Raw genomic sequence first — 13,032 nt, 5'->3', positions numbered from 1 at the left:
TTTTTCCTTTAGTTTTCATCATCTTTGTAAATTTCAAGAACATTTTTGTAGTTAAACTTGATCTCATCGCCAGCATTTAAACAGCCTTTTGTAAATGGCTCATTGTCTAAAATGCCGGTAAATTCGCCGTTATTTGTCTCGCTAACGACCACCCACATGCGCTCAACCTGAGCAAACTCATCATCTTCAAATCTAAATATAAGCTTTACTATATCGCCAGTTCTTAAATTTTGACGCTTTTTACGCTCCAGCAGGTAGAATTTATCACCAAATTCTAGTTTGTAACTCTCTACATCATCAAGCTCAAATTTAATCATCAAGCCCTAAACTATCGTCTATCGAGTATAGTCCACTATTTTGATCTTTTAGCCAAATAGCAGCCCTGATCGCACCTTTTGAAAAGGTTGCCCTACTTGTTGCGGTGTGATTTAGCTCAATAAACTCGCCGTCATTATAAAAGCCAACTGTGTGGCGACCAACCACATCTCCACCACGAAGTGCCATAACTGCGATCTCGTCTTTACTTCTTGCGCCCACCATGCCAGCTCTGCCAGTTACTAAAACATCTTTTAAATTTAGATCCCTTGCCTCCGCCACACAGCCAGCTAAAGTCATCGCTGTGCCGCTTGGAGCGTCCTTTTTGTGCCTATGGTGTTGCTCTACTATCTCTATGTCAAATTCTCTTAATGTTTTTGAAGCAATCCTTGCAAGGCGGTTTAGTACAGCTACGCCTAAACTCATATTTGTTGCGTAAAGAATAGGCATAGTTCCAGATGCTAGGTGAAGTAAGTTTTTATCTTCGTTATCTAGGCCAGTTGTACCGATAACTAGTGGTTTTGGATTAGTTCTAGCATAGTTCAGCAGTGCCATGGTCGCCTCTTTTTGACTAAAGTCGATTATTACATCGCATGCTTCAAAAAATTTAGCAAAGTCATTTGTCAAAAGTTCGCTATTTAAATTTTCAACCTGATTTTTTTGGCTAAAAGCGATGCTTAAAGTGGCATCTTTTTCATCTTTTAAACAAGAAATGATACTTTGAGCCATCTTTCCACTAGCACCATAAAGGCCTATTTTTACCAAAATTTATCCTTTGATTTTTGGTTGAAATTTAACATAAAATTTATTATAGATAGATTACAAATAGGCTTTGAAAATGTATATAAAATCAAAATTTTAATAGAAAAAAGAAGAGAAATTTAGCCAAAAAATTTGGCTAAATTTTAGTATTAATGCAAGCTTTCTATGTAGCTCATAGCGCTAAGTGCAGCCACTGCGCCATCACCTGCAGCTACGATGACTTGCTTTGGAGCGTCCTCTCTTATGTCGCCCGCTACAAAGAGCCCTTTTAGGCTAGTTTGCATCTTAAGGTTTGTCTTAACCTGTCCACCATCAACCATCTCGCAGATAAATTTGCCATTTTCATCTTTTAAAATTTCGTTATTTACATTTAGTCCGACAAAGGTAAAAATTCCTGGCACATCAAGCACACGCTCACCATTTTTAGTATCAAGCACGATCTTTGTTAGACCCATCTTATCGCCAAGCGCCTCTTTTATCGTTGCGCTTGTTATAAACTCGATCTTTTCATTTTTTCTAGCTTTTTCAACGGTTGTTGGCGCCGCTCTAAACTCGTCACGCCTATGGATTAGATAGACTTTTGAGCAGATATTCGCTAGGTAAAGTGCCTCTTCAACAGCTGTATCACCACCACCAAGAACAGCCACTTCTTTGTTTTTATAAAAGAAGCCATCGCATGTTGCGCATGTGCTAACGCCTTTGCCAAAGAACTCGTCCTCACCTTTAAAGCCAGCGCGTCTTGGGGTTGAGCCAGTCGCTACGATGACAGCCTTTGCCTGCTCGCTTTTGCCGCCTTCAAGTAAAATTTCAAAGATGCCGTCGCTGTTTTTTCTAACGCCAATGACATTTGCCCACTTGTGAACTAGTCCAAATGCGCTGCACTGCTTCCACCAAGTACTCATAAAGTCAAACCCACTCTCGCCAGGTGCTTTTTGGCCTGGGTAGTTTTCTATCTCTGAGCTAGAGGTGATCTGACCGCCAGGCTCGCCTTTTTCAAACATTACAACATTTTTTAATCCGCCTCTAGTGGCGTAAAGTCCGGCGCTTAGTCCTGCTGGACCGCCTCCGATGATCGCTAAATCAAGCATAAATTTCCTTTATTCTAAAACATTTATGGGTGAATTTTGTTTATAAATTTCGCCCCTTTGATGAACTATCTCAACACTACTTGGAAGCTTTGTAATGCTTAAATTTCGCATTAGCTCCAAGACAGTATTAATATCTGAGCTTATATATTTTAGTGTTGAGTTTGACTCATATCTTTTTTGAAAGATATCAATTGCCACAACTGTTTCGTTTTTGATTGGTAAAATTTCGTCTAATTTTGATTGATTTGAGCTAAAGATTAAAAGCGTGTATTTTGGCTCTTTTGGAGTAAAAATTTCGCTTTTTTCGTAGAAAACTAGCTTCGCAAAATCAACAAATTTATATTGTGAAAAACGATAGTTACTATACGCAAATGCAGCTGCTATCATAGCTGCACCAAAAAATGAACCAAATATATATGTAAGAGGAAGCAGACTTCCTCTTCTTTTTTCGCTCATTAAAGAAGCGAATTTAGTTTGTCAGTTAAGGCTTGTTTTGACTGTGCACCGACCATTTGTTCAACTAGCTCGCCATTTTTGAAAAATAGCAATGTTGGGATCGATCTGATGCCAAACTCAACCGCAAGATCTTGCACTTCGTCAGTGTTAACCTTGCAAATTTTTGCTTTGCCGTCAAAGTCTTCAGCAAGCTCTTCGATCACTGGAGCTAGCATACGGCAAGGTCCGCACCATGGAGCCCAAAAGTCTACTAAAGCAACGCCTTCTTTTGTAACATCAAAATTTTCTTTTGTAAGTTCGATGTATTTTCCCATTTTTTCTCCTTATTTTTTAAAATGTTGCAATTATACAAATTAAATTTAAATTTTATCTAAATAATAAATTTTATTATAAACTAATATTTTCTATCAATTCTAAATTTTTATTTTTTATAACGAGTAAATCAACTTGAAAATCTCTATTTGGCTCATTTTTCATCATATAAAAATTTATAGTTTTTAAAATTTTTATATATTTTGCCTTATTTAGTCTATATTCTGCCTCGTATTCTCCACTAGTTGCTTTTACCTCTATAAAGTGTAAAATTTTATCACTACTTAGTGCAATGATGTCGATCTCGCCAAATTTAGAGTGAAAATTTCTCTCTAAAATGACAAAACCGATCTTTTGTAAAAATTCGCATGCCCTATCTTCTGAGCTTTTGCCAAAGAGATACTCTTTTAGTCCCAAGCTACTCCTCAATCCTCATCATAAATGGCTCTTCTTTTATATACTCTTGCTCTTTTAAAATTTCAATTGTTCTTCTTACATCAGCCTCAAGACTCGTATGTGTCGTAAAAAACAATACCGCAAATTCGCTCTCATCTTTTGGTTTTTGAAGTATGCTATCGATCGATAAATTATTTTCGCTCATCAAATTTGTAATCTTTGCTAGCACACCCATTTTATCTTCGACTTTTAATCTAAAGTAATACTTTGTCTTTATCCTATCGCGGTCAAGTAGCTCAAGCGTATTTAATTCAAACGGCGCTTTATATCCAAGCATCGGCGATTTGCTATCTCTTGCGATGTCGATAAGATCGCTGATCACCGCGCTTGCCGTTGCATCGCCACCAGCTCCAGGTCCATAGTACATCGTCTCGCCAACGACCTCGCCAACGACACTGATCGCATTTGTCACGCCACTTGCCTTTGCTATCATTTTATTTTGTGGTACAAGTGCTGGATGCACGCGTAGCTCGATTTTACCCTCACTTTTTTTGGCAATTGCTAGAAGTTTTATTGAGTATTCGAAATCTTTTGCGAAAAATATATCCTCAGGTGTGATACCTTGTATTCCTTCGATCAAAATATCCTCTGGATCGCCGTGTACACCGTATGCGATGCTTGCCAGTATAAGAAGCTTATGAGCCGTATCAAAGCCACCCACATCAAAAGTAGGATCAGCCTCAGCGTATCCAAGCTCTTGCGCCTTTTTAAGTGCGTCTTTAAAATTTGAGCCCTCGTCCATCATCGAGGTTAGGATAAAGTTACTAGTTCCGTTTAGTATGCCATTTATACTAACGATATGATTTGCGCTTAAGCCTTCTCTTAATGCTCTAATGATCGGTATGCCCCCAGCCACACTTGCTTCAAAGCCAAATGGTATATTTTTGGCTAAATTTTGCAAGGCGTATCTATGATAGGCAAGAAGTGCTTTGTTTGCGGTTACAACTGCTTTTTTTCGCTTTAAAATTTCACTCACAACCCTAAAAGGCTCTTCCACACCACCCATAAGTTCGACAAAAACATCGATATCATCGCGATTTATAACGCTATTTATATCGTCAGTCAAAGGGATGCCCGCATCTCTTTTTTTGTTTAAATTTCTAACCACACCGATAACTGGTACGATCTCTTCGCCACTTCTTGCTGCGATTAGCTTTTTATTTTTTAGTAAAATTTTTGCAACTGACTCGCCAACGGTTCCAACGCCCAATATCGCTACATTCATTCAAATTCTTTCAAATATTTTTTTATATTTCTTGCTGCTTGTCTTATTCTATTTTCATTTTCGATAAGAGCTAGACGCACATAGTCATTTCCGCCCTCGCCAAAACCAATACCCGGACTAACTGCGACTGATGCCTTTGTAAGAAGCTGCTTTGAAAACTCAAGGCTGCCCAGATGACTAACTTTTGGCGGTAGTTTTGCCCAGATAAACATACTAGAGCTTGGTTTTTTAAGCTCCCAGCCAGCCTGAGCAAAGGCCTCTATCATCACATCTCTTCTTTTTTCATAAATTTGGCGTATCTCTTCAACACAGCTTTGATCGCCGTCAAGTGCAACGGTAGCAGCCACCTGTATCGGCGTAAACATGCCGTAATCAACCCATGATTTTATCTTTTTAAGTGCTGCACAAAGTCTTTTATTTCCGCACATAAAGCCAACTCTCCAGCCAGCCATGTTATAGCTTTTTGAAAGTGTATAGCACTCGACTGCGACATCTTTTGCGCCATCTACTTCAAAGATACTTGGCGTTTTGTAGCCATCAAATGTAAGATCAGCGTAGGCGATGTCAGATATGACGTAAAATCTCTCTTGTTTTGCGATGCTTACAAGGCGCTCGTAAAAGCTCTTTTGCACTGTCACGGTCGTTGGGTTATGTGGGAAATTTACGACTACATATTTTGGCTTTGGTGAGCTAGCGTGTATAGTCTGGATCAAATTTTCAAAAAATTTATTCTCATCTAGTTCAAATTTATCATTATAGTGAAGTGGCATCTTTGCGACACTTCCTCCAGCAAATAAAAACGCTTGCGTGTGTATCGGATAGGCAGGATCAGGCACAATAGCAACATCGCCTGGGTTTATCACGGCTTGAGCTAGGTGAACAAAACCCTCTTTGCTACCCATCGTGGCAACTGCTTCAGTGTCTGGGTCTAAATTTACGCCGTATTTTCTTTTGTACCAGTTGCAAATGGCAAGGCGAAGCTTATAAATTCCAGCACTGGCTGAGTAGCCGTGAGTCTTGTCCTTTTGCGCGCTTTCGCATAGTTTATCGACAATGTGCTGTGGCGTTCTGCCCTCAGGATTACCCATAGAAAAGTCGATGATGTCTTCTCCAGCTCTTCGCGCAGCCATTTTTATTGCATTCACTTCGGCAAAAACGTAGTTTGGCAAACGCTCAATCGTATTAAATCTTATCTCATCAAACACTGCTTACTCCTATTTTATAAGCTTGATAATTATCTCATTTTTTATATTATTTATATCAACATTGTCGCTAATTAATGCGTATTTTGCGCCTATTGCTAAATTTATAGAAATGGCGGTTTTTGCTTGCTCCTCTTTTATAGAGTCAATCTGATTTAAATTTTTATCATAAATCCTAACAAGTGGCATCCATCTATTTGACTCTTTTGATGCGATATCCAGACTACTTGCACCCTCAACATCAACAAAATAAGTACCACCGCTTTTTAAAAGTGGCGTCTCTTCGTCAAAATTTACCTTTGTAGCCTTAAGGATCATATTCTGAGCATCTAAAAATATCTCTAAATTCCCATCAACCCTATCAAATCCTAAAATTCTAAAACCGCTTTGACTAAGTGCTAAGCTTAATAAGTTTGGATCTATTCCGCCATTTTTTATGGCTGAAATTCCATAAGAAATTTTATCTCCATTTTTTAGGGAATTTATCCTTGAAATACTTATGTTGGCATCATCTAGAGTTGAATTTATTGATTTTACAAATAATGTAGAAGGAACCTTTTGCTCGCTTATAAATTTTAAATTCAAACTACTTGAACCAAATGAAATGCTATCGTAACTTGAGTTTTGTTTTAATCTTGATACTAACTCATTGACATTGAGTGAGCCATTTTGGTCTAAATTTTCTAAAGAAATTTGCACATTTTCAACATTGCTTAAAGCACTTGCGCTAGTTTGTAAGCTAAAGGCATAGGCAAATACACTAAAAGCGGTAAAAATCGCTATTTTTCTTACCAAGATTTACCCTTGTTAAGTTCTACGAACTCATCATAACTCACAAATTTCATCTCTCCATTTTCTACTAAAAATCTAGCTGGGCGACTTGGATTATATTTTGTCACCTTATCGCCGATCTTTAGCTCAATGTTACCATTTCCACAAACTACGAGCTGTCTTTGGTCTAAATTTATATTTATGCTTTTACTTGTGTCGTTTGATACTTTTTGACCATTTTCAAGGTTAATGATGCCTATCCAGACACGTTGTTTTGGTGTAATGACCGCCTCATTTAGTGGCTTTGTAATGTTTTGCTCTATCTTAGGAGCTGGCTGAGCCGCCATACTTGGCTTCACAGCGTTTTGCTCTATATTCGCAGGACTTGTTGTCACATTTTGCTCAACTGGAGCTGAAATTTTTACACTTGATACGTTTGCTTCTATTTTAGGGCTATTTTGAGAGATGGTGATATTTGTATCGATGATATTTTTCTTCACCTCATTTACTATGCTTGACTGCGAATAGCTCACGCTTTTATTCTCGTCATTTAAAAACGATAAAAAATTCTCGATATATTTGTAAGCATCAAAATGATATGCCCCACCAGCGATAATAGCTAAAATGATGAGCCAAAATAAAAATCCAGCACCGCTACTACCGCTTTGTTTTTGTATGGTAATATCTTTTGGAGTGTAAGAAGAAATTTTTGGAGTAACTTTAGTTTTGTGACTCTCATCTGGAGTGTTTTCTTGCATAAAGGCATCGTATTCAGCGAGCAACTCGCTTAAATCAACGTCATATTCACGTTGTAAAATTTTGGCATAGCCTCGAATGTTTAAACGTGATAATTTTTCAAAATTTTTATCAAAAATATATTGTAAAAATGTAGGCTCAATGTGCGTTTTACGTGAAATTTCCTTTATGCCTATCTCTTTTAAATTCTCTAATTCATTCATCTATCATCCTGTCACAAATTATTGCAAAAGCTGCACTTACATTTAAGGAGTCCCAGCCCTCTTTTAACTTTATACCAATACACTCATCACACTTTGCTAGAGCCTTTTGCGGTATGCCTTCGCCCTCTGAGCCCATCACCAAAGCTCTTTTACCAGCAAACTTCATCTCTTTTACGTTTTTGCCATCACTTGCTGTTGCATAAATTTTAAAGCCAAATTGCTTTAGTTCATTTAACAAACTAAGTCCGTCTTCAAAAATCGCTATTGGTATCTCATAAGCAGCACCACTACTTGATCTTAAAACGCCTTGCATATTTATACTTTTTGCCACTATCACAAGACCTTCGCAGCCTAGAGCATAAGCACTTCTAGCGATAGCACCGATATTGCCAACGTCGCTTATGCCATAAAGAATGGCGATAAAATTTAGCTTTTTAAGCTCAGCAATGTCTGAAAATTCAAACTCACTAACATTCGCTAAAAAACCTTGATGGTTTCCACCGCGAGCTAAAGACTGTGCTTTTTGATTATCTACGCGGATGATTTTTTTGCCTGTGCCACAAATTTTAGAGAAGAGTTTTTTGTCACACTCTTTTGAGAGATATATCTCTTCTAATATCTGTGGTCGCTTATTCAAAATATGTAAAAATAGTTGTTTTCCGTATATTATCATGGTAACTTATGGTAGCTAAAGTCAATTAAAATTTAACTTATTTTTGTATCTAACTAGAGTAAATTTTACACTTTCGTTTTAGTATCACTTAGCAGTTTTGTAGCATATAATTTAAGCTTTTATAAGCTCATCATATATCTTTTTTACATCTTCTCCGGTTATTTTGTTAAGCAATTTTGCTTTTACTTTTGGGGCAAGATTAAGCGAAAGTATCTCATCTTTTGTGATATTTTGAGTGGCTGTTTTGTCACTTTTTGAGATGACAACCACCCACTCTCCGCTTAAATTTGCTTTTTCTAAAATTTGAGCTAAATTTTGAGCCTTTTCTTTAAATTTAGTCTCAAATTTTTTAGTGGCCTCTTTTATGGCAAAAATTTCTCTCTCAGGCTCTAGATTTGCGATGCTTTGTACTAAGCCTAGTATGCGTTTTGGACTTTCGTAAATAACGGCTGGATAGGCTAAATTTAGAGCATTTTGGATAGCGAGGGCTCTATCTCTACCAGTGTTTGGCAAAAAGCCCAAAAAGATAAATTCCTTATCACAAAGTCCACTTGCAACCACACTTAAAAGTGCCGCATTTGCTCCGCTTAAAATTTCGTATTTGATATCATTTTTTTGAGCGTATCTTACTAGGCTAACGCCTGGATCGCTTATGCCTGGCATGCCAGCATCGCTCATGTAAGCTATATTTTTGCTCCAAATTTCATCATTTAAATTTGCGAAAAATTCATCTTCGTTATGAGTGTGAAGCGGGATAAAATTTGAGATATTTATATTTGCGTCAAAGCGTTCGTTTAGCAAGTTTATAAGACTTTTGCAAACTCTTGTATCTTCGCAGATAGCTATCTCGCATTCACGCAAAATTCTAATCGCACGAAGCGAGATATCTTCTAAATTTCCTATTGGAGTAGGAATAAAGTAGAGCAAGGCTTATTTTTGAGCGTATTTTTTCTTAAATTTCTCAACACGGCCAGCACTATCAACTATCTTTTCGCTGCCTGTAAAAAATGGGTGGCACTTGTCGCAAATGTCAATTCTGATCTCGCTTTTGTTTGACTTTGTTTTAAAAGTGTTTCCGCAAGCACAAGTTACAGTGCAATCTACGTATTCTGGATGGATATCTTTTTTCATCATTTTTCCTTTATTATTTTTGGGCTAATTATCTACATTAAAAGTTGCTGATTATATAAAAAGAAATCTAAAAATCAAATAAATTAAGCTAGGAATTTTGCCGCTACTGAGATAACTACAGTCTGTGATCTTAAGGTGTTTTTAGTATTTAGGCAGTAGCTATTTTTAAATTTAGCCGTCTCTTCCTCGCTAAATCCACCTTCTGGACCAATTATTAAAAGCTCATCATCTTTTTTCTCATTTAAGCTTTTACCACCAAAATTTATAGCTGAGACATTTTTATAAACACTCATTAGCTCGTCCAAATTTTTATAAATTTCAAACTCCATTAATGAAGTTCGTCCGCACTGCTCGCAAGAGAGAGCATTTATGTAGTTTAGCCTTTCAATATCTATCTTAAAATTTGCTTGAGAAAATTTAGTATAGACAAAAGCTATTTTACCAACACCAAGTTCGTTTAAAAATGGCAATGTCTTTTCGATCGTCTTTGGATCGACGATAGCCCAAGCGATCGTAAAGTCGAATTTATGCTCGCCATTTAAGCTAGCAAAGACAAGACTTAAGCTCGCACTTCGCCTATCAATCTCATCAATTTCATAAATATACTCTTTAAAGTCTCGTAAATTTCTAACACTTATTCGCTCACCAGCTTGCATTCTTCTAGCTTTTAGGTGCAAAAAAGCTTCATTTACTATCTTTAAGCTTTCATTACCTGCATTTTTATCATATAAAAATTTCATCTAACTCCCTGCAACTAAGACTAAAATAAGATCACAAAATCCCTTAATAAGGGCGAATTTTTTAAATTTTTCTAAGTCACCATTAGCTGCATAAATTTTTAGCCTTTTAAAACCTATAGCACTAAGTGCAATTAAAATTATTAAGATGATTAACATTTTTATGGCATTAAATTTAAGCTCATATCCATAATACGCCCATAAAATAAGTCCAGTTAGCACAAGAAAACTAAGTAGCATATGATAAATTGGTAAAAAATATCTTATACGAAGCACATAGTTTTTACTATTGTTGCCAAACTGAGTAAGTATTAAATAAAGTATATTACAGGCAACTAATGCATAAAAAAATGTCACATGAAAAGGCAAAGTATATGCAAAAAGCGAGGAGAGATGTTCGTTCATTTCTTATCTTTAGAAGGCTCGTTCTCTTCCACAACTGGCTCAGGTGGAAGTTGTTCATCGATTGTGACATTTGCGTCTGGTTGAGCTATGGTCACATCACTAGGTACAGGCTCGCTAATATCGTTTTTAACCTCATCTTTATCCCCACAACCCACAAATAGACCAGCTATAAATAAAAAAGAAGTTATAATTTTTTTCATCAAACGTCCTTTGGAATTTCTATTTTTAACCTATTTTTCATCTTCTCGAATAAATTTTTATCTTCCCACTCTTCTATGATAGCATCTGAAAATTTGATCTCATCTAGCTTTATCTCGCCCATTTGCGCATTTACGGCGTCCTCTTTAAAGCACTGCGCATAGCCTGTATCAGTCTCATGCACGATAATGCTATGAAGCTTCACTTCACGCTCACCGTTATTCATCACGCTAAGTTCAAGCAGTCGCTCTATCATAACAAAAAATATACGGCAAAACTGCTCTGCACTTGGATTTAGCGGGATCTCGATCCATCTTGCCGAGTGCTTTTTTAGATCATTTTTATACTCATCATTATCGCCTGAAAATATTGTCGTAGCGTGATCAAAACTATCAATGATCGTTTTTATATTTTGCTTCATTAAGCCAAAGTCATAAACCATGCCGGCGTTATCAAGAAAATTTGAGCTAAGTAAAATTTCAGCCACATAGCTGTGCCCGTGGATGCTAGTCCTACAACGCTTTGAGCTGCAAAATCTCACAATATGTGCATTTTCAAATCTAAAAAGCTTTCTAATAATCATCAAACACCTTCTTTATCGCTCCAAAGCCTGATATGAATACGCTCTGAATAGTTAAAACCATGCTTTATGGCAAATTCTGCTGTTTTTAAAGCATTTTCGTTTAGCTCAGCTTTATTCGCCCCTATTGCCATACACCAAACTGGCAAATCCACTTGATTTTTTATATTTATAATTTCGTCTAACTCGCTTTTGTCAAAGTGCGAGAGGACAAATTTTAAAAAGCTACTTCTTGCATTATTTTTAATAGCCAAAATAGCATCTAAATTTATACGTTTTTGCTCGCTAACTCCGCTATTTGCTAGCTTTACACCAAGTGCAAAATGGCATTTTTTATAAATTTCATATTTAGCAAAATCAATTAAGATAGTGCCATTCGTCTCAAAATGCACTTCATAATCTTCAAGCAATTTCTTTACCAAATTTATAAAATTTTTATTTTCATGCCAGATGAGTGGCTCGCCACCGGTTAAAACAATGATCGGTTTTTGCATTAAGCCTTTGCATAGGTTATCAACTAAGCCTAAAATTTCATCTACACTGTAAATTTTATAATTAAAATGCCCTTTAAAAACAGCCCTTATACTATCGCATCCTAGTAGGTTTTCACCGGTTTTTAAAGACTTTGTTTGCACGCCAAAGCCAGAGCAGTTTAAGTTGCAACCTAAAAAGCGTAAAAATATGGCGAGTCTGCCTTGGTAAGCCCCCTCGCCTTGGATACTTAAAAACGCCTCAACTAGCTCTAGCTCTTTGCTCATCAACCACCAGTTTGATAAAAGGCACGCGAAGAGGTTTCATTGTTAGCACCTATCGCCCATTTGTTCTCTTTTGGCTTGTTTGCTAGTACTTGCCTTAAAATTTCACTTGCAGCTACGATATCACCTTTTTCAACCGCTTTTTTGATGCTAAGAGCCTCTTCAAAGTAAAGGCAAGGTATCAAAAGTCCCTCAGCACTTAGTCTGATGCGGTTACAGCTCTCGCAAAAGTCGTGCTTATGCGGATCAATGATACCAAATTTATAACCATCATCAAGTCTATAAATAGACGCAGGCGCATTTGGTAGTTTTCCATCTTTTGTGACATTATATTTTTGTGAGATGATTTTTAAAATTTCATCGCTACTTAGCCCTTTTAGATCATCTTTAGCGTGTGAATTTTCCATATACTCAATAAATCTGATCTGAGAATCTCTAAATTTAGCAAACTCGAGCAAATTTATAAGCTCATCATCATTTACACCTTTTAGTGCGACAGTATTGATTTTTACCTTTAATCCAGCATCATGAGCTGCTTCAAAGCCAGCTAAAACTTCATGCAAGACACTTTTTTGTGCGATAAATTTAGCCTTTTGCTCATTTAGTGTATCAAGCGACATATTTATGCGCTTTAGTCCAGCGTCTTTTAACCTTTTGGCAAAGTGTGAAAGCATATAGCCATTTGTAGTAAGTGCTAGATCGATATCTGGATTATAATCACTTATCATCTTTATAAAAACGTCCAAGTCCTTACGTACAAGCGGTTCGCCACCAGTGATTCTTATCTTTTTTATACCTTCATCGATAGCCACTTTTACAAATAAAAATAGCTCTTCAAAGGTTAATAAATTCTCCCTTGGCGTCCAGCTAAATGGCGTTGTAGGCATACAATACCTACACCTAAAGTTGCAACGCTGAGTTACAGAAATCCTTAAATAATCAACAACCCGACCATATTTATCGATTAGCATAAAGCACCTTCTTAAGCTTGGTTAGAGCTTTTTTAT

19 protein-coding genes are annotated in these 13,032 nt (G+C 36.7%); all 19 read right to left on the bottom strand.

From position 1 onward, the window contains the following. Window positions 1–8 precede the first annotated feature (8 nt). The 19 genes from F3G66_RS01080 to moaA all read right to left on the bottom strand — a co-directional run bounded on the left by F3G66_RS01080 (window position 9) and on the right by moaA (window position 12,996). Complete coding sequence (locus tag F3G66_RS01080) at window positions 9–317, bottom strand: DUF2314 domain-containing protein (protein ID WP_149706868.1); 309 nt, start codon at window positions 315–317, stop codon at window positions 9–11. After that, window positions 310–1,080, bottom strand: a complete 771-nt coding sequence (gene dapB / locus F3G66_RS01075) for a 4-hydroxy-tetrahydrodipicolinate reductase (protein ID WP_149706867.1) — start codon at window positions 1,078–1,080, stop codon at window positions 310–312. The genes F3G66_RS01080 and dapB overlap by 8 nt, the downstream gene beginning before the upstream one ends. Window positions 1,081–1,226: 146 nt before the next feature. Beyond that, window positions 1,227–2,165, bottom strand: a complete 939-nt coding sequence (locus F3G66_RS01070) for an NAD(P)/FAD-dependent oxidoreductase (protein ID WP_021090494.1) — start codon at window positions 2,163–2,165, stop codon at window positions 1,227–1,229. A 9-nt stretch (window positions 2,166–2,174) separates the two neighbouring features. Continuing rightward, window positions 2,175–2,621 carry a hypothetical protein gene (locus F3G66_RS01065; protein ID WP_054196066.1) on the bottom strand — a complete coding sequence of 149 codons (447 nt, stop codon included), beginning with the start codon at window positions 2,619–2,621 and terminating at the stop codon, window positions 2,175–2,177. Further along, on the bottom strand, window positions 2,621–2,935 hold the full coding sequence (gene trxA, locus F3G66_RS01060; RefSeq protein ID WP_012001054.1) for a thioredoxin: 315 nt from the start codon (window positions 2,933–2,935) through the stop codon (window positions 2,621–2,623). Before trxA ends, F3G66_RS01065 begins: the two co-directional genes overlap by 1 nt. A 73-nt stretch (window positions 2,936–3,008) precedes the next feature. Continuing rightward, complete coding sequence (locus tag F3G66_RS01055; RefSeq protein WP_149706866.1) at window positions 3,009–3,350, bottom strand: YraN family protein; 342 nt, start codon at window positions 3,348–3,350, stop codon at window positions 3,009–3,011. Window position 3,351: 1 nt separating this feature from the next. Next, on the bottom strand, window positions 3,352–4,614 hold the full coding sequence (locus tag F3G66_RS01050) for a homoserine dehydrogenase (protein ID WP_149706865.1): 1,263 nt from the start codon (window positions 4,612–4,614) through the stop codon (window positions 3,352–3,354). Further along, on the bottom strand, window positions 4,611–5,819 hold the full coding sequence (locus tag F3G66_RS01045) for an LL-diaminopimelate aminotransferase (RefSeq protein WP_084109200.1): 1,209 nt from the start codon (window positions 5,817–5,819) through the stop codon (window positions 4,611–4,613). Before F3G66_RS01045 ends, F3G66_RS01050 begins: the two co-directional genes overlap by 4 nt. Window positions 5,820–5,828: 9 nt before the next feature. Beyond that, complete coding sequence (locus F3G66_RS01040; protein ID WP_149706864.1) at window positions 5,829–6,611, bottom strand: hypothetical protein; 783 nt, start codon at window positions 6,609–6,611, stop codon at window positions 5,829–5,831. Further along, window positions 6,605–7,546 carry a phosphatidylglycerophosphate synthase gene (locus F3G66_RS01035; RefSeq protein WP_149706863.1) on the bottom strand — a complete coding sequence of 314 codons (942 nt, stop codon included), beginning with the start codon at window positions 7,544–7,546 and terminating at the stop codon, window positions 6,605–6,607. Before F3G66_RS01035 ends, F3G66_RS01040 begins: the two co-directional genes overlap by 7 nt. Next, entirely contained in the window at window positions 7,539–8,219 is a 681-nt protein-coding gene (gene rlmB, locus F3G66_RS01030; protein WP_107690683.1) for a 23S rRNA (guanosine(2251)-2'-O)-methyltransferase RlmB, read from the bottom strand. Before rlmB ends, F3G66_RS01035 begins: the two co-directional genes overlap by 8 nt. Before the next feature lie 111 nt (window positions 8,220–8,330). Continuing rightward, on the bottom strand, window positions 8,331–9,146 hold the full coding sequence (gene rsmI / locus F3G66_RS01025) for a 16S rRNA (cytidine(1402)-2'-O)-methyltransferase (RefSeq protein ID WP_149706862.1): 816 nt from the start codon (window positions 9,144–9,146) through the stop codon (window positions 8,331–8,333). A 3-nt stretch (window positions 9,147–9,149) separates the two neighbouring features. After that, window positions 9,150–9,350, bottom strand: coding sequence for a 50S ribosomal protein L31 (rpmE, locus tag F3G66_RS01020; protein WP_002942443.1), 201 nt, complete (start codon window positions 9,348–9,350; stop codon window positions 9,150–9,152). A gap of 83 nt (window positions 9,351–9,433) precedes the next feature. Beyond that, entirely contained in the window at window positions 9,434–10,090 is a 657-nt protein-coding gene (locus F3G66_RS01015) for a 16S rRNA (uracil(1498)-N(3))-methyltransferase (RefSeq protein WP_149706861.1), read from the bottom strand. Continuing rightward, entirely contained in the window at window positions 10,091–10,492 is a 402-nt protein-coding gene (locus F3G66_RS01010; protein ID WP_149706860.1) for a hypothetical protein, read from the bottom strand. Beyond that, window positions 10,489–10,692: a hypothetical protein gene (locus tag F3G66_RS01005; protein ID WP_149706859.1), complete on the bottom strand. Its 204-nt coding sequence runs from the start codon at window positions 10,690–10,692 to the stop codon at window positions 10,489–10,491. Before F3G66_RS01005 ends, F3G66_RS01010 begins: the two co-directional genes overlap by 4 nt. Beyond that, window positions 10,692–11,273 (bottom strand): 6-pyruvoyl trahydropterin synthase family protein, encoded by a 582-nt coding sequence (locus tag F3G66_RS01000; protein ID WP_085657891.1) that lies wholly within the window; start codon window positions 11,271–11,273, stop codon window positions 10,692–10,694. The genes F3G66_RS01005 and F3G66_RS01000 overlap by 1 nt, the downstream gene beginning before the upstream one ends. Continuing rightward, a complete protein-coding gene (locus tag F3G66_RS00995; RefSeq protein ID WP_149706858.1) occupies window positions 11,273–12,028 on the bottom strand; it encodes a 7-carboxy-7-deazaguanine synthase QueE in 756 nt (251 codons plus the stop codon). The genes F3G66_RS01000 and F3G66_RS00995 overlap by 1 nt, the downstream gene beginning before the upstream one ends. Continuing rightward, the gene (gene moaA / locus F3G66_RS00990; protein WP_107785486.1) at window positions 12,028–12,996 is read right to left on the bottom strand and encodes a GTP 3',8-cyclase MoaA; all 969 of its coding nucleotides are present in this window, start codon (window positions 12,994–12,996) and stop codon (window positions 12,028–12,030) included. The genes F3G66_RS00995 and moaA overlap by 1 nt, the downstream gene beginning before the upstream one ends. Window positions 12,997–13,032 lie beyond the last annotated feature (36 nt).

Source organism: Campylobacter concisus (assembly GCF_902460665.1).
In the GTDB taxonomy this organism is placed as follows: domain Bacteria; phylum Campylobacterota; class Campylobacteria; order Campylobacterales; family Campylobacteraceae; genus Campylobacter_A; species Campylobacter_A concisus_AL.
Note: the sequence above shows the minus strand (reverse complement) of the source record. Positions and strands in the feature narration are given on the sequence as shown.

Coding starts and splice junctions, on each gene's coding strand:
- rpmE (WP_002942443.1), bottom strand. CDS start 9,350: ATGAAAAAAGATATCCATCCAGAATACGTAGATTGCACTGTAACTTGT.
- F3G66_RS01005 (WP_149706859.1), bottom strand. CDS start 10,692: ATGAAAAAAATTATAACTTCTTTTTTATTTATAGCTGGTCTATTTGTG.
- F3G66_RS01080 (WP_149706868.1), bottom strand. CDS start 317: ATGATTAAATTTGAGCTTGATGATGTAGAGAGTTACAAACTAGAATTT.
- F3G66_RS01000 (WP_085657891.1), bottom strand. CDS start 11,273: ATGATTATTAGAAAGCTTTTTAGATTTGAAAATGCACATATTGTGAGA.
- F3G66_RS01065 (WP_054196066.1), bottom strand. CDS start 2,621: ATGAGCGAAAAAAGAAGAGGAAGTCTGCTTCCTCTTACATATATATTT.
- F3G66_RS01010 (WP_149706860.1), bottom strand. CDS start 10,492: ATGAACGAACATCTCTCCTCGCTTTTTGCATATACTTTGCCTTTTCAT.
- F3G66_RS01050 (WP_149706865.1), bottom strand. CDS start 4,614: ATGAATGTAGCGATATTGGGCGTTGGAACCGTTGGCGAGTCAGTTGCA.
- F3G66_RS01015 (WP_149706861.1), bottom strand. CDS start 10,090: ATGAAATTTTTATATGATAAAAATGCAGGTAATGAAAGCTTAAAGATA.
- F3G66_RS00995 (WP_149706858.1), bottom strand. CDS start 12,028: ATGAGCAAAGAGCTAGAGCTAGTTGAGGCGTTTTTAAGTATCCAAGGC.
- rlmB (WP_107690683.1), bottom strand. CDS start 8,219: ATGATAATATACGGAAAACAACTATTTTTACATATTTTGAATAAGCGA.
- moaA (WP_107785486.1), bottom strand. CDS start 12,996: ATGCTAATCGATAAATATGGTCGGGTTGTTGATTATTTAAGGATTTCT.
- F3G66_RS01035 (WP_149706863.1), bottom strand. CDS start 7,546: ATGAATGAATTAGAGAATTTAAAAGAGATAGGCATAAAGGAAATTTCA.
- F3G66_RS01070 (WP_021090494.1), bottom strand. CDS start 2,165: ATGCTTGATTTAGCGATCATCGGAGGCGGTCCAGCAGGACTAAGCGCC.
- trxA (WP_012001054.1), bottom strand. CDS start 2,935: ATGGGAAAATACATCGAACTTACAAAAGAAAATTTTGATGTTACAAAA.